Annotated in this window: 21 protein-coding genes; 8 read left to right on the top strand and 13 right to left on the bottom strand. The window is 72.1% G+C overall.

Going from position 1 to position 21331, the window contains the following annotated elements:
- Positions 1-97 precede the first annotated feature (97 nt).
- Positions 98-1402, bottom strand: a complete 1305-nt coding sequence (gene mshA, locus ABEB12_RS14150; RefSeq protein ID WP_345702810.1) for a D-inositol-3-phosphate glycosyltransferase — start codon at positions 1400-1402, stop codon at positions 98-100.
- 54 nt (positions 1403-1456) lie between these two features.
- On the opposite strand from mshA, the gene ABEB12_RS14145 reads away from it, so the two are divergent.
- Positions 1457-2200 (top strand): SDR family NAD(P)-dependent oxidoreductase, encoded by a 744-nt coding sequence (locus tag ABEB12_RS14145; RefSeq protein WP_185063916.1) that lies wholly within the window; start codon positions 1457-1459, stop codon positions 2198-2200.
- 53 nt (positions 2201-2253) lie between these two features.
- On the opposite strand, the gene ABEB12_RS14140 is transcribed toward ABEB12_RS14145, so the two are convergent.
- The 4 genes from ABEB12_RS14140 to ABEB12_RS14125 form a co-directional block, all read right to left on the bottom strand.
- Positions 2254-2820: a DUF3558 family protein gene (locus tag ABEB12_RS14140; protein WP_185063915.1), complete on the bottom strand. Its 567-nt coding sequence runs from the start codon at positions 2818-2820 to the stop codon at positions 2254-2256.
- 396 nt (positions 2821-3216) lie between these two features.
- Positions 3217-4344, bottom strand: a complete 1128-nt coding sequence (locus ABEB12_RS14135) for a pyridoxal phosphate-dependent aminotransferase (RefSeq protein WP_345702809.1) — start codon at positions 4342-4344, stop codon at positions 3217-3219.
- 57 nt (positions 4345-4401) lie between these two features.
- Positions 4402-5583 carry an Ig-like domain-containing protein gene (locus ABEB12_RS14130; RefSeq protein ID WP_185063914.1) on the bottom strand — a complete coding sequence of 394 codons (1182 nt, stop codon included), beginning with the start codon at positions 5581-5583 and terminating at the stop codon, positions 4402-4404.
- A complete protein-coding gene (locus ABEB12_RS14125) occupies positions 5580-6668 on the bottom strand; it encodes a UDP-N-acetylmuramate dehydrogenase (protein WP_425572245.1) in 1089 nt (362 codons plus the stop codon). Before ABEB12_RS14125 ends, ABEB12_RS14130 begins: the two co-directional genes overlap by 4 nt.
- Before the next feature lie 59 nt (positions 6669-6727).
- Between ABEB12_RS14125 and ABEB12_RS14120 the strand changes: the two genes are divergently transcribed.
- Entirely contained in the window at positions 6728-7228 is a 501-nt protein-coding gene (locus ABEB12_RS14120; RefSeq protein ID WP_185063912.1) for a DUF2505 family protein, read from the top strand.
- A gap of 23 nt (positions 7229-7251) precedes the next feature.
- The gene (gene purU, locus ABEB12_RS14115) at positions 7252-8136 is read left to right on the top strand and encodes a formyltetrahydrofolate deformylase (protein ID WP_185063911.1); all 885 of its coding nucleotides are present in this window, start codon (positions 7252-7254) and stop codon (positions 8134-8136) included.
- A 176-nt stretch (positions 8137-8312) separates the two neighbouring features.
- Here the strand turns inward: purU and lon are convergent, their stop codons facing one another.
- Positions 8313-10682, bottom strand: coding sequence for an endopeptidase La (lon, locus tag ABEB12_RS14110; RefSeq protein ID WP_185063910.1), 2370 nt, complete (start codon positions 10680-10682; stop codon positions 8313-8315).
- 107 nt (positions 10683-10789) lie between these two features.
- On the opposite strand from lon, the gene ABEB12_RS14105 reads away from it, so the two are divergent.
- Positions 10790-11650, top strand: a complete 861-nt coding sequence (locus ABEB12_RS14105) for a hypothetical protein (RefSeq protein ID WP_185063909.1) — start codon at positions 10790-10792, stop codon at positions 11648-11650.
- 4 nt (positions 11651-11654) lie between these two features.
- Here the strand turns inward: ABEB12_RS14105 and ABEB12_RS14100 are convergent, their stop codons facing one another.
- The 5 genes from ABEB12_RS14100 to ABEB12_RS14080 form a co-directional block, all read right to left on the bottom strand.
- Positions 11655-11957, bottom strand: a complete 303-nt coding sequence (locus ABEB12_RS14100) for a DUF2516 family protein (protein ID WP_185063908.1) — start codon at positions 11955-11957, stop codon at positions 11655-11657.
- A gap of 88 nt (positions 11958-12045) precedes the next feature.
- On the bottom strand, positions 12046-12717 hold the full coding sequence (locus tag ABEB12_RS14095; RefSeq protein ID WP_185063907.1) for a hypothetical protein: 672 nt from the start codon (positions 12715-12717) through the stop codon (positions 12046-12048).
- Between the two features lie 5 nt (positions 12718-12722).
- Positions 12723-13226 (bottom strand): helix-turn-helix domain-containing protein, encoded by a 504-nt coding sequence (locus ABEB12_RS14090; RefSeq protein ID WP_185063906.1) that lies wholly within the window; start codon positions 13224-13226, stop codon positions 12723-12725.
- Positions 13227-13382: 156 nt separating this feature from the next.
- On the bottom strand, positions 13383-14591 hold the full coding sequence (locus ABEB12_RS14085; RefSeq protein WP_185064648.1) for a DUF445 family protein: 1209 nt from the start codon (positions 14589-14591) through the stop codon (positions 13383-13385).
- A gap of 234 nt (positions 14592-14825) precedes the next feature.
- The gene (locus ABEB12_RS14080) at positions 14826-15464 is read right to left on the bottom strand and encodes a bifunctional DNA primase/polymerase (protein WP_185063905.1); all 639 of its coding nucleotides are present in this window, start codon (positions 15462-15464) and stop codon (positions 14826-14828) included.
- Between the two features lie 267 nt (positions 15465-15731).
- On the opposite strand from ABEB12_RS14080, the gene ABEB12_RS14075 reads away from it, so the two are divergent.
- Positions 15732-16646 (top strand): NAD-dependent epimerase/dehydratase family protein, encoded by a 915-nt coding sequence (locus ABEB12_RS14075; protein ID WP_185063904.1) that lies wholly within the window; start codon positions 15732-15734, stop codon positions 16644-16646.
- A 319-nt stretch (positions 16647-16965) separates the two neighbouring features.
- On the opposite strand, the gene ABEB12_RS14070 is transcribed toward ABEB12_RS14075, so the two are convergent.
- Both ABEB12_RS14070 and ABEB12_RS14065 read right to left on the bottom strand, forming a co-directional pair.
- Positions 16966-17421: a hypothetical protein gene (locus ABEB12_RS14070; protein ID WP_185063903.1), complete on the bottom strand. Its 456-nt coding sequence runs from the start codon at positions 17419-17421 to the stop codon at positions 16966-16968.
- 420 nt (positions 17422-17841) lie between these two features.
- Positions 17842-18393 (bottom strand): AAA family ATPase, encoded by a 552-nt coding sequence (locus ABEB12_RS14065; protein WP_185063902.1) that lies wholly within the window; start codon positions 18391-18393, stop codon positions 17842-17844.
- Positions 18394-18492: 99 nt separating this feature from the next.
- Between ABEB12_RS14065 and ABEB12_RS14060 the strand changes: the two genes are divergently transcribed.
- From ABEB12_RS14060 to ABEB12_RS14050, 3 genes are all read left to right on the top strand, one after another.
- The gene (locus tag ABEB12_RS14060) at positions 18493-19500 is read left to right on the top strand and encodes a zinc-binding dehydrogenase (RefSeq protein WP_185063901.1); all 1008 of its coding nucleotides are present in this window, start codon (positions 18493-18495) and stop codon (positions 19498-19500) included.
- Positions 19501-19508: 8 nt separating this feature from the next.
- On the top strand, positions 19509-20324 hold the full coding sequence (locus tag ABEB12_RS14055) for a class II aldolase/adducin family protein (RefSeq protein WP_345702807.1): 816 nt from the start codon (positions 19509-19511) through the stop codon (positions 20322-20324).
- A gap of 66 nt (positions 20325-20390) precedes the next feature.
- The gene (locus ABEB12_RS14050) at positions 20391-21326 is read left to right on the top strand and encodes an SDR family NAD(P)-dependent oxidoreductase (RefSeq protein ID WP_185063900.1); all 936 of its coding nucleotides are present in this window, start codon (positions 20391-20393) and stop codon (positions 21324-21326) included.
- Positions 21327-21331 lie beyond the last annotated feature (5 nt).

The following is a 21331-nucleotide window of genomic DNA, read 5'->3' as shown; positions in this document are numbered from 1 at the left end:
CGCGCGCCTAACTGGGCGCGCGCTCGGCAAGCGCGATCCGCGCTAGCGTCTCCCGCGCGCGCCTAACTGGGCGCGCGCTCGGCAAGCGCGTTCCGCGCTAGCCCGCCCGGGCGCCGCGGCCCCGGAACTCCAGGCCGGCGTCGGCGTAGGTGGCCAGCAGGGCGTCCGTGGTGCGCTCCCAGGAGAACCGCTGGGCGTGCTCGACCGCGCCGGCGGACAGCTTCTCCCGGTACTCCGGCCGCAGCGCCACCGAGGCCAGCGCGCCGGCCCAGTCGGCCGCCGCGTGCCCGTGCACCAGCAACCCGGACCGGCCGTCCGCCACCGCCACCGGCAACCCGCCGACCGAGGCCGCCACCACCGGCGTGCCGCAGGCCTGCGCCTCCAGCGCGACCAGGCCGAACGACTCGTTGTGGCTGGGCACCGCGACCAGGTCGGCGGCCCGGTAGACGTCGACCAGCCCCTCGCGCCGCATCGGCGGCAGGAACCGGGCGACGCCGGTCAGCCCCAGCGACACGGCCAGCTCGCGCAGCGCCGTCGGCTCGGCCAGCCCGGACCCGGAGGGGCCGCCCACCACCAGCACCACCAGCCGCTCGCGCAGCGCGCGGGCGGCCGCCGCGCCTTCCCCGGCCGCCGTGGCGGCGAGCAGCTCGGCCGCCGCGTGCAGCAGCACGTCCGGCGCCTTGAGCGGCTGGATGCGGCCGATGAACGCCAGCACCACGGCGTCTTCCGGCAGGTCCAGTGACCGGCGGGCCGCCGCGCGGTCGCCCGGGGTGTACAGGTGCAGGTCCACGCCGGGCGGGATGGTCACCGTGCGCGCCTGGTCGGCGTCGTACAACGTGATCAGCTGCTCGGCCTCGGTGTCGGTGTTGCTGACCAGCCGGTCGGCCTCGGCGACCACCTGCTCCTCGCCGATCACCCGCGAGCGGGGTTCCGGCTGGTCCCCGTCGGCGAGCGCCGCGTTCTTCACCTTGGCCAGGGTGTGCGCGCTGTGCACCAGCGGAACCCGCCAGCGGTCCCGGGCCAGCCAGCCGGCCTGCCCGGACAGCCAGTAGTGCGAGTGGATGACGTCGTAGTGGTCCGGTTCGTGGCGGGCCTCGGTGCGCAGCACCCCGGCGGTGAACGCGCACATCTGGCTGGGCAGCTCGGTCTTGCCCAGATCCTCGTACGGGCCGGCGGCCACGTGGCGCACCTGCACGCCGGGGGCCAGCTCGACCGTCGGCGGCTGGTCCGACGAGGTGGCCCGGGTGAAGATCTCCACGGCCACCCCGCGCCGGGCCATCCGCACGGCGGTCTGCTCGATGTAGACGTTCATCCCGCCCGCGTCGCCGGTGCCCGGCTGCTCCAGCGGCGAGGTGTGCACGGACAACACACACACCCGCCTGGGCGACCCGATAGCACGCACCACGCCTTCCTAGCACGCGAGCGGGGTCCGCACCCATCGATAGGCTGGGGCCTCGTGAGTACGAACAGCGAACGTCCCGTCGCCGTGGTCACCGGAGCCAGCTCCGGAATCGGCGCCGCCACCGCCCGCCAACTGGCCGGTCAGGGCTTCCACGTGATCGTCGGCGCGCGCCGGCTGGACCCGCTCGAGAAGCTCGCCGCCGAGCTGGACGGCACCGCCCTGGCCCTGGATGTGACCGACGCCGCATCCGTCGCCGAGTTCGCCGCCGCCGTCCCGGCCGCCCGGGTGCTGGTGAACAACGCCGGCGGCGCGTTCGGCCTGGAGACGGTGGAGAACGCCGACGAGGACCATTGGCGGTCCATGTGGGAGACCAACGTGCTCGGCACCCTGCGGGTGACCAAGGCGCTGCTGCCCGCGCTGATCGCCTCCGGGGACGGGCACGTGGTCACGGTGACCTCGGTGGCCGCCTACGAGCTGTACGACAACGGCGCCGGCTACACCTCGGCCAAGCACGCCCAGTCGGCGCTGCACCGGACGCTGCGCGGCGAGCTGCTCGGCCGGCCGGTGCGGGTCACCGAGATCGTGCCGGGGATGGTGCGGACCGAGTTCTCCCTGGTCCGGTTCGACGGCGACGCCTCGCGGGCCGACCAGGTCTACGCCGGGCTCACCCCGCTGGTCGCCGAGGACGTGGCCGAGGTGATCGGTTTCGCGGTCAGCCGGCCCCCGCACGTGAACCTGGACCTGATCGAGCTCAAGCCGAGGGCGCAGGCCTCGGCCACCCGCGCGCACCGGGACTGAGACCCGTGAGTGATTTGTGTGGCTATAGCCACACAAATCACTCACGGGTCCGGTTACCGGGGTGGCCGCAGCAGCAGCTGGGCCAGGGCGCCGATGGCGATCCGGTGCGAGCGCTCGCACGCGGTGTCCGGGCTCACCTCCGGCGCGGCCGGATCGGGTATCACCTGGTAGCTGGCCCACAGCGTGGTGTCGTCGGCTACCTCGACCCGGGTCACGCAGCCGGGCTCGTGGGGTGCCCCGGGGACGTCCACCGCGCCGAACCCGGCCACGTTGGCCACCCGGGCGCCGGGCAGCTCGAGGAACTCCCGGACCGGCCGGCGCACCAGCCGAAGGCCCATGCTGAACCCCCGGGTGCCCGGCCGCCCGGTCCACGCGCACCCCAGCCCGTCCGGCGCCTCGTCCCGCAGCCCCGCGTCGACCGCGCTGAACTGCTCGCGCAGCTTCCCGGACACCAGCGAGCACGGGTCCACGCCTTGCACCGAGAGGGTGGCCGGGCGCACCGGCAGCTCCAGCCGGGAGGACACCACGGGGGGCGGCGGCGCCGGCTCCTCCGCCACGCCGCCGCACCCGGCCAGCAGCAGCCCGACCAGCGCGATCCCGCTCCCGCGCAGCAGCCCCACTCACACCATTTAACCGAGGAAAACGGTTTCGCGCCTTAGGGTTTGCCCCAAATATCGCAACCCCCGGTACCCCAGAAGCACCAATTACCCCATACGTCCCCGAGAGTGGTAGCACTTGCCGGGGGTGGGATCGGCGGGGTCTGGGTGCGCCGGCTCGGGCCACCTTTCCATGATCAACATGACATGGTGGTCACTTCGGGGCGGGTTCGGGTGGTCGTCATGTCATGGTGGCCATGTAATCGGTGATCATCAGGGCATGGTGGTCACTTCAGGCACGCCGGCGCAGCCACTGTGCCCTGATGACCATGCCATCCGTGATCATCAGGCAATCACCGGAGTTTTCGGGCCGCGAACCAACCGTGAGTGCCTGATGATCTCCGTCGGGGGCGGGAGCGCTCAGCCGGAGGAGCGGGTCAGGGCTTCGGCCAGGCGGGAGAGGGCCTCGGTGAAGTCGGCCTCCTCCAGGTGGCCGAAGCCGAGGCGGAACACCCGGTCCGGCTCGCCGAACCAGTGGCCCGGCGCGACCCGGGTGTCCAGCTCGGCCAGCCGGGCGTAGAACGCGGGCACGGCGTCGTCCGGGAAACGGTCGGCGCGCAGCCGCAGGCAGCACAGCGCCCCGCCGTCCGGGCGGACCAGGTCCACGGGCCGGCCGGAGCACCAGGCGACCAGCTCGTCCAGCGCCCGGGCCAACCGCTCCGCCCGCGCGGCCAGGATCGGGCGGCGGGAGCGCAGCACCCGGGTGCCGAGCAGCTCGTCCACCACCGAGCAGGTGACCGTGCTGAGGAACTTGGCGTTGCGCAGGCGCTCGTAGAGCGCCGCGTCCGCGGTGACCAGCCAGCCGATCCGCAGCCCGGGGGCGCCGTGCGCCTTGGACAGCGACGAGCAGGTGACCACCCGGGGCGAGAGCCCGATGGCCGAGCCGGGCACCGGCGCCGACCCGTAGGTCGACGCCCGGTAGGTCTCGTCGACCAGCACCACGGCCTCCGGCGCGCGCCGCTCCACCCGGGCCAGCAGCGACCGCAGCTCGTCGTCGGTGAACCGCACGCCGGACGGGTTCTGCGGGGAGGCGCAGGACACCAGCGTGACGTCCGGACCCAGCGCCGCCTCGATGGCGTCCAGCGGCAGCCGGTAGCCGTCGTCGAACCGCAGCGGCACCGTGTCCACCCGGGCGCCGAGGCCCTCGGGCACCTCGCGGGCCGGCGGGAAGCTCGGGCCGACCACCAGCATCCGCCCGTGCCGGCGGTCCTGCGCGAGCAGGAACATCGCCTCGATGGCGCCCACCGTGACCAGCACCTGGCCCGGGTCGGCGCCCGCCTCGGCGGCGATCAGCTCCCGCAGCTCGGAGTCCCCCCGGGAGGTGCCGTAGCCCAGCGGCAATCCGGCCAGCTCGGTGAGGTCGCCCAGCTCGCCCAGGCGCAGCGGCGGGCAGGTGCTCTCCGCGAGGTCGTAGCGCACCGGCCGGTCCACCAGGCCGGACATGGCACTGGTCGGGAAACGCAGCGGCGGCAAATACTGATCGAGCATTTCCCCAGGGTGGTTCAATTCCGCCGGAAACGGCAGCGCCAATTCCGAGAAATTGGCTTACCCCTTCAACGCGGACAATCGCTGCCAGTCCGCCCAGGAAAGCGTCCAGTCCCAGATGTCGCCGTCCTTCGCCGACAGCTGCACCCCGGAACCGGTGACCTCCACCGGGTCGCCGTAGACCGCGCCGTCGTAGTACTGCCGGGCATCGTCCAGGGAGAGGTTCACGCAGCCGTGGCTGACGTTCGAGGAACCCTGCACGCCGACGGTCTGCGGGTTGGCGTGGATGAACTCGCCGTTGTTGCTCATCCGGACCGCCCATTTCTCCATCACGTCGTAGCCGTACTGCTGGCTCACCATCCGCTTGTCAGTGAACTTCTCGGTGACCACGTGGATGCCGGAGCGGGTGTTCCGGTTGGGGTCGGAGTCCAGCCCGTAGCTGGCCGGGTAGCGCGCCACCTCCCGGCCGTCCCGCAGCACCACCAGCTCATGGCTGCGCACGTCCGCCCGGGTGAGCTGGGCCCGGCCGATGGTGAACGTGGTGCTGACGTCCGAGGCGCCGAACGCGCCGGCGCCGTAGTCCGCGCCGAACAGGTTGGCGGTCACCGTGACCTTGGTGCCGGACTGCCAGTACTCCCGGGGCCGCCAGTCCACCCGGGAACCGCCGCCCTCGTCCGGCAGCCAGCCCCAGGACCCCTCGGTGGGCACCGAGGTGTGCACGGTGAGCGTCTTCTCCGCCGCCGCCCGGTCGGTCACGTGCCCGTTGAACTGGATGCGGATCGGCGCGGCAACGCCCACCACCCGCCCGTCGCCGATGTTCAGCGTGCCGCGCACGATCTTCGCCGGGGTCACCGTGGTGACCGAGCCGCCCAGCGGGACCGTCTTGCCGTCCGGGTCCACGGCGGTGCCGGTCCAGGTGTACGACTTGCCGTAGGCCAGCGGCTCGCCCGCCGTCCAGGTGCGCCGGTCGTCGGACAGCGCGCCCTTCACCGGCTTGCCCCCGCCCTGGGTGAGCGCCACCTCGCGCAGCTGGCCACCGGTGGCGGTGACCGCGATCGTGGCCCTCGGGTTCACCGGCGGGCCGCCCGCGCCGGGCTGGTAACTGACGCTGACCTTGGGCGGCGACGGCGCCAGCAGCGACCCCACGCCCTCCTCGTCGCCGTCCCCGAGCGCGGTGACCAGGCCGGCCCCGCCGACCACCGTCACGGCCACGCTCAGCAGCAGCCGGCGCACGTCCCTCACAGCGCACACCCGACCAGCACCGGCTCCGGGTGCAGCTCGACGCCGAACGCCCCGCGCACCCCGTCCCGCACCTCACGGGCCAGCGTCAGCAGGTCCTCGGTGCGCCCGCCGCCCCGGTTGGTCAGCGCCAGGCTGTGCCGGCCGGACAGGGCGACCCTTCCGCCCGGGCCGGGGTGTCCCCGGCGGAAGCCGGCGTTGGTGATCAGCCAGGCGGCGGACAGCTTCACCAGCCCGTCCGGGGCCGGGTAGCGGGGGCCGTCCACGATCCGCTCCGCGACCGGAGCGGGCACGATCGGGTTGGTGAAGAACGAGCCGGCGCTCCACGTGTCGTGCTCGGCCGGGTCCAGCACCATGCCCTTGGACCGGCGCAGCGCGAGCACCGCCGCGCGCACCCGTTCCGGCGGCGCGGTCGCGTTCAGTGGAACGCCCAGCGCGTCGGCCAACTCCGGGTAGCGGATCGGCCCCGAAGCCTCCGCATCGGAGCGCAGGGCCAGCCGGATGCGCAGCACCACCGCGTCGTCCCGGCCCTTCAGGTGGCTGCCCCGGTAGCGCAGGCCCAGCCCGGCGGCCGGCACATGCTCGCGGACCACGCCCCGCCGCCGGTCGTAGAGGTCCACGTCGACCAGCAGTTCGGCGATCTCCACGCCGTAGGCGCCGACGTTCTGCACCGGCACGGCGCCCGCCGACCCGGGGATGCCGGACAGGCACTCCAGGCCGGCCAGACCGGCCGACAGCGCGCCGCGCACCACCGAGTCCCAGTCCTCGCCGGCCTCGGCGGTGAGCAGCACCCGGCCGTCCCCGAGGCGCTCCCGCGCGGTGCCCCCGGTGGCCACCCGGACCGTGGTGCCCGGCACGCCGGCATCGGCCACCACCAGGTTCGACCCGCCGCCCAGCACGAGCACCGGAGCACCGGTGGCGTCGGCCGCGCGCACCTCGGCGACCAGTTCCTCGGCGGTGCCGGCGTGCACCAGCCGCTCGGCCGGCCCGCCGAGCCGCAGGGTGGTGTGCTCGGCGAGCGACACCCGGGCCGTCGCCGTGCTGTACTCAGTCACGTGTCCCAACGGTAGCGGTAGCGTCTCCCGCATGCGCCTAACTGGGCGCATGCTCGGCCCAGCGCGTTCCGCGCTGAGTTACGCTGCGCGCCATGTCGCGCCCGATCCGGTGTTCGTTCCGTTACTCGTCGGCACCCGAGGCGGTGTTCGGCGTGCTCACCGACCGCGAGTTCCTGGAGGCCAGGCTGGCCCGGATCGGCGGCCCGGGTGCCGGGCTGGTCGACCACAGCGCCACGCCGGACGCCGCGCGCATCGTCTTCCTCCAGGGCGTCAGCCGCGACCACCTGCCCGGCCCGGTGCGCAAGCTGCTGCCCGGCGACCTGCGCATCGAGCGCACCGAGACCTGGCGGCTGGTCGCGCCCGGGCGGTACGCCGGCGAGATCGGCGGGCGGGTGAAGGACGCCCCCGGCCAGGTCAGCGGCACGCTGGCGCTCACCGGGGCCGGAGGGTCCTGCGACTACGTCCTGGACGGCACCGCGAAGGTTAACGTCCCGCTGGTCGGAGGCAAGGTGGAGGAGCTCATCGCCGAGCACCTGAACAAGCTCATCGACCGGGAATCCCGGTTTGCGCAGGAGTGGCTCAGTCTCCGTTAGGGCAACTGGCACGATAAGTGCCCGTGAGCACACCTGACCGCCGCTACGTCATCACGTTCAGCTGCCCGGACCGCACCGGGATCGTGGCCCGCATCTCCGGGTTCCTGGCCGACGCGGGAGGCTGGATCACCGAGGCCGCCTACCACACGGACAGCGACACCGAGTGGTTCTTCACGCGTCAGGTGGTGCGGGCATCGTCGCTGCCGTTCGACGCGGCGGAGCTGCGCGAGCGGTTCGCCGACGTGGCCAGGGAGCTGTCCGACCAGGCCACCTGGCGGGTCACCGACACCGGCGACACCAAGCGCATCGTGCTGCTGGTGACCAAGGAGGGCCACTGCCTGCACGACCTGCTCGGCCGGGTGGCCAGCGGGGAGCTGCCCTGCGAGGTGTCGGCGGTGATCGGCAACAACGAGGCCCTGCGCGGCATGGTGGAGGCGCACGGGCTGCCGTTCTCCTACGTCCCGTTCCCGCCGCCCGGGGTCAACGGGGACGCCCGCTCCGCTGCGTTCGACGAGGTCGCCGCCCAGGTCGAGGCGCACGACCCGCACGCCGTGGTGCTCGCCCGGTTCATGCAGATCCTGCCGGCCAAGCTGTGCGAGGCGTGGGCCGGCCGGGCGATCAACATCCACCACAGCTTCCTGCCGTCCTTCGTCGGCGCGCGGCCCTACCACCAGGCGCACGCCCGGGGCGTCAAGCTGATCGGCGCCACCTGCCACTACGTCACGGCCGACCTGGACGCCGGCCCGATCCTCGAGCAGGACGTCATCCGCATCGACCACGGCGACACCGTCGCCGACATGGTCCGCCTGGGCCGCGACGCCGAGAAACTGGTCCTCGCCCGAGGCCTCCGCTGGCACCTGGAGGACCGAGTCCTGGTCCAGGGCAACAAAACAATCACCTTCACCTAACCCCGCCATATCGCGGGTTCCACCAGCACATATCGCGGGTTCCACCCGGTCATGTCGCGGATTCCACCGCGCCGAACGGCGAGCGAATCCGCGACATGAGCCGGCAAAGTCCGCGACACACGCTGGTGGAACCCGCGATATGCGCTGGTGGAACCCGCGATATGGCTGGGCGGTGGTTAGGCCGCCATCTCCCGGACGGGCTCGAGGGCCAGGTCGAGGACCTCGGCGACGTCGGCGACCGGGTGAACCTTCAGCTGCGCGAGCACGGACTTGGGCAGGTCGTCCAGGTCGGGCTCGTTTCGCTTCGGGATGATCACGTCGGTCAGGCCGGCGCGGTGGGCGGCCAGCAGCTTCTGCTTGACCCCGCCGATCGGCAGCACCCGTCCCTGCAGGGTGACCTCGCCGGTCATGCCCACGTTCGACCGCACCGGGCGGCCGGACGCCAGCGAGGCCAGCGCCGTGGTCATGGTGATGCCCGCCGACGGACCGTCCTTGGGCACCGCCCCGGCCGGCACGTGCACGTGCACCTTGCGCTCGGCCAGTGACCCGGCCAGGCCGCGGGAGCGCAGGTAGGACAGCGCGATGGAGACGGACTCCTTCATCACGTCGCCCAGCTGCCCGGTCACGGTCAGCCCCGCGTCACCGTCCATCGAGGTGGCCTCGATGAACAGCACGTCCCCGCCGGTGCCGGTGACCGCCAGCCCGGTGGCCACGCCCGGCACCGAGGTGCGCTCGGCCGACTCGGGGGTGAACCGGGGCCGGCCCAGGTAGCCGACCAACGCGTCGGCGTCCACCCGAACCGGCCGGGTAGCTGCCGAAGTGACCGAACCACCCTGCTGAAGTGACTGAATCGCCGGGGTGGGGGCGCTGGAATCGAGCTCCACGGCGACCTTGCGCAGGACCTTCGCCAGTGCCCGTTCCAGCTGGCGGACACCGGCCTCGCGGGTGTACTCGGCGGCGATCATGCCCAGTGCGACCTCGGAGAACTCCACGTCGGCCGGCTCCAGCCCGGCCCGCTCGACCTGCCGGGGCAGCAGGTGGTCGCGCGCGATGGCGACCTTCTCCGCCTCGGTGTAGCCGTCCAGCGTGACGATCTCCATCCGGTCGGCCAGCGGGCCGGGGATGGCCTCGAGCACGTTCGCGGTGGCCAGGAAGAGCACATCGGACAGGTCCAGGTCGACCTCCAGGTAGTGGTCCCGGAAGGTGTGGTTCTGGGCCGGGTCCAGCACCTCGAGCAGCGCCGCCGTGGGGTCGCCCCGGAAGTCGCTGCCGACCTTGTCGATCTCGTCCAGCAGCACGACCGGGTTCATGGCGCCGGCCTCCCGGATGGCCCGGACGATGCGCCCGGGCAGTGCGCCCACGTAGGTGCGCCGGTGACCTCGGATCTCCGCCTCGTCCCGCACGCCGCCCAGGGCGACCCGGACGAACTTGCGGCCCAGCGCCCGCGCGACCGACTCACCCAGTGAGGTCTTGCCCACACCGGGCGGACCGACCAGCGACAGCACCGCGCCGGAACCGCGCCCGCCCAGCCGTTCCATTCCGCGCCGCTCCCGCCGGGCCCGCACCGCGAGGAACTCCACCAGGCGTTCCTTCACGTCGTCCAGGCCGGCGTGGTCGGCGTCCAGCACGGCCCGCGCGCCGGTCAGGTCGTCGCTGTCGGAAGTGCGGACCGACCACGGCATGTCCAGCACGGTGTCCAGCCAGGTGCGGATCCAGCCCGACTCGGGCGACTGGTCGGAGGCCCGCTCCAGCTTGCCGACCTCGGTCAGCGCCGCCTTGCGCACGTGTTCCGGCAGGTCGGCGGCCTCCACCCGAGCCCGGTAGTCGTCGGAACCGTCCGGCTCCGACTCGCCGAGCTCCTTGCGGATCGCCGCCAGCTGCTGGCGGAGCAGGAACTCCCGCTGGGTCTTCTCCACGCCCTCCCGGACGTCGTCCGCGATCTTCTCCGACACGTCCTGCTCGGCGGTGTGCTCACGGGTCCAGGCGATCAGCCGCTCCAGCCGGGTGATCACGTTCACCTCGGCGAGCAGCTCGAGCTTGCGCTCGGTGGACAGCCAGCTGGACCAACCGGCGGTGTCGGCGAGCTGGCCGGGGTCGGTGATGGACTCCACCGAGTCGATCACCTGCCAGGCGTTGCGCCGCTGCAGCAGCGACACGATCAGGGACTTGTACTCGCGGGCCAGCTCGTCGGCGCGGCCGGGCGGGGCGACCACGTCGTCCAGCGGGGTGGCCTCCACCCACAGCGCCGCGCCCGGCCCGGGCACCCCGGAGCCGATCCTGGCCCGCCGCTCGCCGCGAACCACGGCGGCCGGTTCGCCGGTGGGCATCCGGCCGACCTGTTCGAGCACCGCGACGGTGCCCACCGCCGCGTAGTTTCCGTCCGGGCGCGGCACCAACAGCACCCGGCGTTCGGTGTTGGACTCCGCCTGCGCCGCATCGACCGCGGCCCGCGGCTCGGGCTGGTCGAGCCGGATCGGCACCACCATGCCGGGCAGCACGACCGAGTCGGTCAGTGGCAGTACCGGCAGCTTCAGCGTCTCAGTCATGCCGCTTGCAACGCTTACACCGTTGCAGTCATTCCGACGGGGCGCAGTTAAGTTGAGCCAGGTTCGCTCAGGGCGGAATCCGCCCTCAACCTGACAAACTCCTGCCGGTGAGCGACGCATTCCCGGCGGACCCGCAGCCGGCCCTGTGGCCGGCGTCCTGGCGCGCGGAGAACCGGGCCAACAAGATCGGCGTCACGCTCGCCTGCCTGGCGCTGGGGCTGGTCAGCGGCTACTTCGCGGTCGACGGCTACTACACGGGAGGAGCGGGCCTCGTGTATCCGGCGTGCGGGGCCGGCCTGTTCCTCTCCCTGGCCCTGCTGAGCTACGCGACCCAGGTGCGGGTGCGGACGCGCCGGGGGCGGTTCGCCCGGCTGGAGACCGACGAGGACGGCGACGGGCAACTGGTCATCCCGAACTCCCGGCTGGCGTTCCTCGCGGAGGTGAGCTGCTTCGCTACCCTCGGCCTGTTCGTCGGCACGCTCGTTTACGCGGCCGTTGCCCACCTGTCCGAAGAACCGACCATCCTGACCGGTATCGGGGCGCTGCTGATGCTGCTCGCCCTCAGCTGGGCCGTCGTCTGGTGGGTCCGCGGCCTGGTGGCGCTGGTGCTCGGCCGGTGGCGTCCGGGGTTCGTCCGGCTCTCGCCGGAGGTCGTGTACCTGTCCGGCGCCGGCTTCGAGGCGGCGTGCGCCTGGTCGGCGGTCCACGTGGTGAGCGCCGTCCAGCCCGAGCGCTCCCCGCTGATCGTCCTGGGCACCGACCCCGACGCCCGGGGAGAGGCGTGGTTCCACCGGATGCCCGTGGTGTTCTTCCCCCGGGTGTCCGACGAGCACCTGCTGCTGATCGACGGGAGCCGGCTGGCCGTGGACCCGGCGCGGCTGCTCCGGCTCATGCGGCGCTGCCACGACGACCCCTCGGCTCGCGAACAGTTGATCACCGAAGCCGCGCTGAACGAGCTACGGCGCTGAATCCTTACCTCCGGCCGCCCTGGACCTCGATCAGGCTGGGCCGCACGTCCACCAGGTAGACCAGCTCGGCGCACAGCGCGGCGATCCAGAAGAACGCGCCCTCGGCGTAAGGCCCTCGGCAGATGACCAGCAGGGCCAGCCCGATGCCGGTAATGGCCAGCCAGGCCGGCTTGGTGAGCTTCTCGGCGGCGGTGAAGGCATCCGGGCGGCAGGTCAAGGCGTGCACGAACGCCCAGCCCCCGACCGGGATGGCCAGCACCCAGATGGCGGTCAGGATGTAGGTGTCCAGCACACTCAGCAGCGCCACCGCACCAGAGTACGGGTTGCCGGACACACAGACGAACCGCGCCCCGGGGCGGGAGGTCCCGGGGCGCGGTTACGTTGGGTGACGCGGATTACTTGGCGGTACCGCCGTTGGTGGTCCGCTTGGCGGCGGCGCCGTTGCCACGCCGCGGCGCGGCCTTGGTGGCGGCCTTGGTCGCGGTGGTCTTGGTGGTCTCGGCGGCGGTCGCGCCGGCCTCCTCAACCTTCGCGGCGGCGGTCGAGCCGGCCTCCTCCACCTTGTCGGCGGCGTCGGCGCGAACCGCGGTCACCTTGGCGTCGGCGGTGGTGAACCGGTCGTGCACGTCGTCGACGACCTTGTCCACCTGCTTCTCGAACCGCTCGTTGACGTCGCTGATGCTGTCCAGCGTCTTGGCAACGCGGGGCTGCTTGCGGATGCGGTCCAGGGCGCCCTCGCCGCGCTCGGCCAGCTCGTCGTAGCGCTTGCGCAGCTCGTCGGCGTTGTAACGGGCGCGCTCGGCCTCGAACCGCTCGCGCAGCTCGGTGGGCAGGTCGGAAAGCTGCGACTGCAGCTTCTCCACCCGCTCGGTCACCACGCCGCGGCGCTCCTCGGCGTTCTTGCGGGCCTTGGACAGCGCGTCGTTGACCTTGTTGACACCCAGGTCGCCGGCGCCCAGCACGGCCAGCAGCGGGGTGCGGACCAGGTCGAAGCGCTCGGAGACGGCCTTGTTGGCCTGGGTACGGGCCTTGCGAACGTCGGCGGAGGTCGGAAGGGTCGGAGCCATCGTGATCACCTCTCTGGTGAGATCGTGGAGTTGTTCTGGTTTGAGTTGTCGGTCACGCGGTCGGCTTGCTGGTCGGCGACGCTGCCGAAGGTCTGGCCGGCGGTCGTGCTCGGCGCCTTGCCGGCGGAGTGCTCGTTCTCCAGCCGGAAGGACTGGTAGATGTCGAGCAGTACCTGCTTCTGCCGTTCGGACAGTTCGAGATCCGCGAGCACCGCGTCGGTCACCGCACTGGCCGGCCGTTGCTCGAGAATCCCCGCGCGGACGTAGAGCGCCTCGGCCGAGATGCGCAGCCCCCGGGCGATCTGCTGCAAAATCTCCGCCGAGGGCTTGCGAAGCCCCCGCTCGATCTGACTCAGGTACGGGTTGCTCACGCCGGCCAGCTTGGCCAGCTGTCGCAACGAGACCTGAGCACCTACCCGCTGCTGGCGGATGTACTCACCGATGTCCTCGACCGCTTGCCCGACGGCGTGGCCGACGTGCTCGACGGGGTTGGAATCGGACTTGCTCATTTACGCCCCCAGTGGGTTTCGATCTGGTGCTACCGACGGTAGACCATTGCGCTAGCTGTAGCAAGCACTCTGCTTGCGCAGGTTACGTGGCCCTCGCCACGTTTCCCCACGCCCCGCGAGTGCCGTGGGTACCGCCTCGCGGGGTGGTGGTGCGGGTCAGCCGAGGAGTTGGGAGAGGGTGTAGATGGCCAGGCCGGCCAGGGCGCCGACCACGGTGCCGTTGATCCGGATGTACTGGAGGTCGCGGCCCACCTGGAGCTCCACCTTGCGAGCGGTCTCCGGGCCGTCCCAGCGGTCCACCGTGTCGGTGATCAGTGTGGTGATCTCCGCCCGGTAGTGGCGCACCACATAGCCGGCCGCGTCCAGCAGCCAGCCGTCGAACTTGGCGCGGAACTCCGCGTCGGTGGCCAACCGCTCGCCCAGCGAGGCCAACCCCTGGGCGACCCGCCGGCGCAGCGCACTGGACGGGTCGGCGGCCGCGTCCAGCAACATGGTCTTGGCGGTGCCCCAGGCCTTGCCGATGAACCGCTGCACATCCGGGTGCTCGACCAACTGGTGCTTGATCGCCTCGGTGCGCTCGATGGTCGGCCGGTCGTGCTGCATGTCGTCGGCGAACTCGACCAGGAACTTGTCCACCGCCTTGCGCAGCGGGTGGTCGGGGTCGGTCTTCACCGCCCAGGAGAACTCCAGCACCTCGCGGAACACCTTGTCGGCCACCAGCTCGTCCACGAACCGGGGCGACCAGTTCGGCGCCTGGTCCGAGACCACCCGCATGACCAGGTCGTAGTTGCCCCGCACCCACTCGTAGGCCCGGTCGCAGACCAGGTCGACCATCCGGTGGTGGGCGCCGTCGGCCAGCACCCCGGACAGCACCTTGCCCAGCGGCGGCCCCCACTCGCGGTCCATCAGCTGCTTCACCAGCACCTGTTCGAGCACGTCCTGCACGTACTCGTCGCGCAGCACGGTGACCGCGCCCCGCACGGCGGTGGCCAGCTCGGCGGTGACCCGCTCGGCGTTCTCCGGCTCGGCCACCCAGGTGCCCAGCCGCCGGGGCAGCTCGGCGCGGCTCAGCTTGTCCCGCACCACGTCCTCGGCCAGGAAGTTGGCCCCGACGAAGTCACCGAGGCTGTCGCCGAGCAGGTCCTTCTTGGTCGGGATGATCGCGGTGTGCGGGATGGGCAGGCCCAGCGGGCGCCGGAACAGCGCGGTGACGGCGAACCAGTCGGCCAGCGCACCGACCATGCCGGCCTCGGCGGCGGCCTTGACGTAGCCCAGCCAACCCGGCCCGCCGGCGGACAGCCACAGGTGGGCCGCGATGAACAGCACCGTGGCGCCGGCCAGGAAACCGGCCGCCACGAGCTTCATCCGGCGCAGGCCCCGGCGCTTGATCTCGGCGTTGCGCGGGTCCAGACCGATCGGTGTGAACGCGGTTGTCACATTCACAGTGTGCCCGGTCTCCTTGGAACCACTCGCGAACCGGGCCGGGGTGGTGGCGGGCGGACCACCTACCCCGGCCCGGTCTTTCGGGCTGCTCCGGCGCGCCCCGACGGTTCGCCGCAGCGGAGCAATCAGCCCCTTGCGTGGCTCGCGGTCCTTGGGCTAGGACCGCATGCCAGAGGCGACGCCGGCTGGCCGCTGGGCTACCAGCCGGTCGTCCGCCCCTTCGGGCGCTGCCGCCGCCGCGGGAGTCGTAGCGGCGCGCCAACGCGCGGCCTCGGCGGCCGCGCTGTGCACGAGTTCGGCGTCCGGCAGGCGCCAGCCGCACACCGAAGGGTGCACTCGCCAGTGCACCAGCCCGTCCGCACACTCGGACGGCGGTGCGATGACCCAGGAGCCCTTCCCGTGCCACTTGGCATCGGCGGCGGCCACCTGTTCGGTCAGCTGGCCGCCGCCGGGGCTCACGGGGAAACACCAACGCCCGGTGGGCGTGGCGACAAGTGGGGCGACCAGTCCGACCTCTCGCAGCGTGCTGGCCATCCGGCGGCCCATCCAGGCCGGCACCTCGATGACGTCCAACGCGTCACCGGTGGCCAACAACACCGAGTACGGCGCCTCGGACCACCACTGGCCCACCCGCGCCGGGTCACAACTGGCCGCCGCCACCCCCTCTTCAAACGCCGGGACCGAATCCAGGCAGGAACCCGGTACGACCGGCCAACCGTGGTCGACCAGGCAGAGCGCGCCGGCTCGCAGTTCCGCGCCGTAAATGGCCCGCGAACTGTTCCACCACGACGACATCTCCCGGCCTCCATCTGTTTCTCGGGCTAAACGTGCCTGTGAATAACAACACAGATGTCGCTCTCAGGATGTGCTCTACGGCACCGGCAGCGCTCACTGGGCGTGACCCCGAGACGAGTGGCCCGCGGCGCCAATAGCCCATCCGTGCCCCATTGGGAACACCTGGATAACCGGCTGCTGTTTCAAGATCGGCGGCTACTCCATTCGATTAGCGACCGCCTACCGACCGCCGGTCGCGCCCAAGTGCCCCACGGGCAGGATGGGGGCATGCTGCTCGTCACCGGTGCGACCGGTTATCTGGGTTCCGCGCTGGTCAAGGCGCTGCTGGCAGCCGGCGAACCGGTGCGCGCGGTGGTCCGCACCGAGGCCAGGGCAGCCGCGTTGCCGGCCGGAGTGCCGTACGCGGTGGCCGAGCTGGGCGATCCGGACGCCTTGTACGCCGCCGCGACCGGCTGCACGGCAGTGTTCCATCTGGCCGCCTCGATCGGCAGCTCACTGGCCGAGACCAGGGAGCTGAACGTCGCCGGCACCCGCAACGTGCTGGACGCCGCCGCCCGGGCCGGGGTGGGCCGGTTCGTCCACACCAGCACCGGCGCGGCGATCATCGACCGGACCGGCCTGGTGTCCGAGGATGCGCCGCCCGGGGTGACCGCGTTCACCGACCCGTACTCGGTGACCAAGGCGGAGGCCGAGGCCCTGGTGCTGGGCTCCGGGCTGCCCGCCGTGGTGGTCAGCCCGGTCGCCATCTACGGCCCCAGCCCGGCCGGGGCGGGCAGCTACAACGCGCTGTTCGCGGCGGCCGCCGCCGGCCGGGTCACCGAGGTGGTGGACGCCCGGGTGGGTTGGGTGCTTGCTGAGGACGTGGCCCGGGGGATGCTGCTCGCCCACCGGCACGGCTCGCCCGGGCGGCGTTATGTGCTGTGCGGGGAGGTGGCCGGGTTCGGAGAGGTGTTGCACCGGTACGCGTCGCTGGTCAACAGCCCGCACCGGGTGCGCGCGCTGCCACCGGGCAGCTCACTCGGCCCGGACGCCGGAACGTTCGCCCGGCGATCAGAGGTGTACGGCAAGCTAGCCCCGGTCCAGGTCAAGGACACCGCCACCCACGCCCTGGGCCTAACCCCCCGCCCCCTCTCGGCCGGCCTCCCCGAAACCGCCACCTGGATGCCCACCCTCCCCTCCTGATTCAGTCACTCCAGCAGCGTGGTTCAGTCACTTCAGCAGCGTGGTTCAGTCACTCTCAGCCGGGACGGCGCTGGCCGGGTGCCCGCGTTGGGTGGCTGCGGCGGGGCATGATCTCCAACCGTGGCGGTTAGGCGTCGAAAATCGACGCCTAACCGCCAGGGACGGCGATCACCCTCCTCGGGCGTCCCGGACAGGGCCGGCGGTGCCGGCATCGAGATCGGCGTCAGTCTGGCGCAGGTCGTGATCGAACAAGACTGCTGTCGAGGTCGATCGAGCCAGCGCGCGCCGGGCAGCCGGACCGCGGTTTCGCGCCGGCGGCTCAGCCGAGGGCGGCGCGGGCGATCACGCCGGCCAGACGGGCGCCCGCCGCTCCGGACACCGGCCGCGCCCGCACGCTGATCACCGTGTCGCCGTCCACGGCGGAAACCGAGGCGGCCGCGTCGAACCGCACGCCCCGGTAGCGCCCGATCTCCCGGGACAGCTCGACGACGCTGCCCGCGCCCGGCCATACCAGCAGTCGCCGCAACTCGGCGGCGGACCGCCGGTCCCGCATGCGCACCCAGGACACCGCGACCAGCACCTCGGTCCCCTCCACCGGCACCACGATCAGCGCGCGCCGCAGGCCCCGGCACCGGTGGGCCTGGTGGTTCGCCAGGCAGGCCCGCAGCTCGCCTTCGGCGTGCGCGGCGCAGTCCGGGTCGTCCCGGTGGGCCTCCAGCCGGGCCTGGTGGCCCTGGCGCCGCAGTCGGTCCACCACCCGCGCGGCACGCACCACGGCCCTCACCTCGGCCGCCGCCGAACGCGCCGACCTCCCCGACCGCCCGGACCTTCCCGACCACGCGGACTGCGCCGAGCGGGCCGCCTGGGCCGACTGCCCGGCTCTCGCCCCTGGGGCGGCAGCCGAAGTACTCGTGCCCACGGCTCCGCCGCCGAGCACCAGTCCGGCCACGAGCGCCACCCCGACCCAGCCGTTCTTGGGCTTCGTCGGCGTGAGCGGATACTTCGTCCCGTCCGGTCGCGTTCGGAATTCTTGCTGGCTCAACGTGCCTCCGCCCCGGTCAGGCGGTCGACTCCCGACCGCGGGAGGCGGAGGTTATAACGAGATCATCGAGTGATCGAAGTGCTTGGAAAGTTCACCGCTCGAACGGCGCAGCGAAGCCACCCACAAAACTCGCGTGTGCCACTTGAGCACCGGTTATGGGTGTTCACCCAACGCCGTCAGCAGGGCGCGATAGGTCCCGTCCACGTCGCCGGGCACACTGCGCAGTACGACCACCCCCGGACGGTCGCGCAGCAGCTCGGCCAGCCGGTCGTACATCCGGCCGAGCATGACCGCTCCCCCGCCGAGGGCCACGTCCCGCCGGGCGGCGCGCTGCTCGGGCGTCACCGCCTCGCGCCGCTCGAACCGTTCCAGCGCACCGGCCCTCTCGTCCATTAGGGCAAGTCCCCGGAACTCCGCGCCGGCCTCCTCGGCCGTCCGCTCGAGACGCGCCAGCTCGCTCGCCCGGCCGATGTACTGCGGCACCAGCACGTCATGACCCGCGCGCAGGTGGGTGACAGCCATGGTGAGCGCCGCGGTCCGGGCCAGCGCACCACTCTCCGCGTAGCGATCCCGCCAGCCGCCGATCATCGAGCGCAGCCGGTCGATGTCCAGGTCGAGCACGCCCGGGTGGTCGTCCACGTAGCGCCGGGCCAGCGTGGACTTGCCGATGCCCGGCGGACCGTTCAACAGGATGAGGCGCGGCACCGGGTGACCCTAGGCCGCCCGACTCGCGGGCACCCCGGCTGAGTGGCAGGCTCGCACCCAGCAGACCCAGCAGCATGCCGGCGATCACGGGAGCCCAAGGTGAGCACATCCGTCAACCACCAGGTCCGACTGGCCGCGCGGCCGGTGGGCGAGCCGAAGCCGAGTGACTGGGCGCTCGTGGAGGAGCCGGTGCCCACCCCGGCCGACGGCCAACTGGTGATCAAGGTGTCGCACATCTCGGTGGACCCCGCGATGCGCGGGTGGATGGACGACCGGCCCTCCTACCTGCCGCCGGTGGGCCTGAACGACGTGATGCGGGCGCTCGGCGCCGGCGAGGTCGTGGCCTCGAACCACCCGAAGTTTCCGGTCGGCCAGCACGTCACCGGGATGTTCGGCGTGCAGGAGTACGTGGTGTCGGACGGCACCGCGCTGATCGCCGTCGACCCGGGCGCCGTGCCCATGCCCACCTACCTGGCCGCGCTGGGCATGACCGGCATGACCGCCTACTTCGGCTTCTTCGACGTCGGCGTGCCGAAGCCCGGCGACACGGTGCTGGTCAGCGGCGCGGCCGGCGCGGTGGGCAGCCTGGTCGGCCAGCTGGCCAAGATCCACGGCTGCCGGGCGGTGGGCATCGCGGGCGGCGCGGAGAAGTGTGAATGGGTGCGTGAGCTGGGCTTCGACGCCGCGCTGGACTACCGCGAGCCGAACCTGGCCGGGCGCATCCGCGAGGCCACCCCGGACGGCGTGCAGGTGTACTTCGACAACGTCGGCGGGGAGATCCTGGACCTGGCGCTGGCCCGGCTCACCGTGGGCGCGCGGGTGGTGCTGTGCGGGGCGATCAGCCAGTACAACGCCCGCGAGCAGATCGCCGGGCCGAAGAACTACCTGAGCCTACTGATCAACCGCGCGCGCATGGAGGGCTTCATCGTCACCGACTTCTACGACCGCTACCCGGAGGGCGCCGCCGCGATGGCCGGCTGGCTGCGCGAGGGCAAGCTGCAGTCCAGGGAGGACGTGGTGGGCGGTTCGGTCGCCGATTTCCCGGAAACCTTGCTCAAGCTGTTCCGCGGAGAGAACATCGGAAAGTTGGTGCTGAAACTAACTTAGGAGCCGCCGTGCCGCCCTCCAGCCGCGAACCGCTCACCCGCGAGGACCTGTCACCGATCCCCGCCGAGGAACTGATCACGCGCCGGCCACCGGTGTTCGACGACGTCGCGGCGGAGCGCCGGCACCGCAAGGAACGGCTCACCGCCGCGCTCCGCCTGTTCGGCCGGTTCGGCTTCGAGGAGGGCGTGGCCGGGCACATCACCGCCCGCGACCCGGAGTTCACCGACCACTTCTGGGTCAACCCGTTCGCCGTATCGTTCAAGCACATCCGGGTCAGCGACCTGCTGCTGGTCAACACGGACGGCCAGGTGGTGCGGGGGCGGCACCCGGTCAACGAGGCCGCTTTCGCCATCCACTCGGCGATCCACCACGCCCGGCCGGACGTGGTCGCGGCGGCGCACAGCCACTCGCTGTACGGCAAGACGCTGGCCGCGACCGGCCAGTTCCTGGAGCCGCTCACCCAGGACTCCTGCGCCTTCTACCAGGACCACACCCGGTTCGAGGAGTTCTCCGGGGTGGTCTACGACACCGACTACGGCAAGCGGATCGCGGCCACCCTGGGCGCGAACAAGGCGATCATCCTGGCCAACCACGGCCTGCTCACCGCCGGCACCAGCGTCGACTCGGCCGCCTGGTGGTTCATCACCATGGAGCGCTCGGCGCAGGCCCAGCTGATCGGCAAGGCCACCGGCGACACCCGGCCGATCGACCACGAGAACGCCAAGCTCACCCACGACCAGATCGGCACCGAGTCGCTCGGCTGGCTGATGTTCCAGCCGCTGTGGGACCAGATCACCCGCTCGGAGCCCGACCTGTTCGACTAGCTAACACCCTTTACAGATGTTACGTTTTTACGAGCGGTGTTAACTTTCACGATGGGGTGAGGGCGGATGGTCGGAAGGCTGACCCGTCCGGAGCTGGTGGTCGTCACCGGCGCCGGATCGGGCATCGGGCGGGCCACGGCGGAGGCGTTCGCCAAGGACGGGGCCACCGCCATCTGCGCGGACATCGACCTGGCCGCCGCCACCGAGACCGTGCTGCGCATCAGCCAGCACGGCGGCTCCGCCGAGGCGTACCAGCTGGACGTGGCCGACCCGGAGGCCTTCGAACGGTTCGCCGGGTCGGTCGCCGAGGCGCACGGCGTGCCGGACGTGGTGGTGAACAACGCCGGCATCGGCATGGGCGGGCCGTTCCTCGAGCACTCGGTGGAGGACCTGCGCCGGATCGTGGACGTCAACCTGCTCGGCGTCGCCTACGGCTGCCGGCTGTTCGGCCGCCAGCTGGCCGAGCGGCACAAAACAGAACCAAAGAGGCGCGGGCACATCGTGAACATCGCCAGCGCCGCCGCGTACACGCCCAGCCGGGCGCTGCCGGCGTACGTGATGACCAAGGCCGCCGTGCTGATGCTCTCCGAGGCGCTGCGCGCCGAGCTGCGCGACCACAACGTGGGCGTGAGCGCCATCTGCCCCGGCTTCATCGCCACCAACATCTACGCGGCCACCAAGTTCGCCGGGCCGGGCGATTCGGCGGAGAAAGGCGGGCTGATCCAGGACGTGTTCGGGCGGCTCGCCCCCGGTCCGGAACTGGTCGCCCAGCGGATCCGGTTCGCCGTGCGGTTCGACATCCCGGTGCTGCCGGTCACCGTCGGCTCCTGGCTGGCCTACGGCACCTTCCACTACGCGATGCCGCTGATGCGCCGGCTGGCCACGCTGGACCTGGACTCCCAACTGCCCCGGCTGGACCGGCTCACCCGCCGGCTGCGACCGGCCCCGGCGGAGCCGAAGCCCGCCCCCGACGACGACCCGGCGCGCAGCCCCCGAGCCTGAGCAGG

Source organism: Actinospineispora eucalypti, from assembly GCF_039543365.1.
Taxonomy (GTDB): domain Bacteria; phylum Actinomycetota; class Actinomycetes; order Mycobacteriales; family Pseudonocardiaceae; genus Pseudonocardia; species Pseudonocardia eucalypti.
Note: the sequence above shows the minus strand (reverse complement) of the source record. Positions and strands in the feature narration are given on the sequence as shown.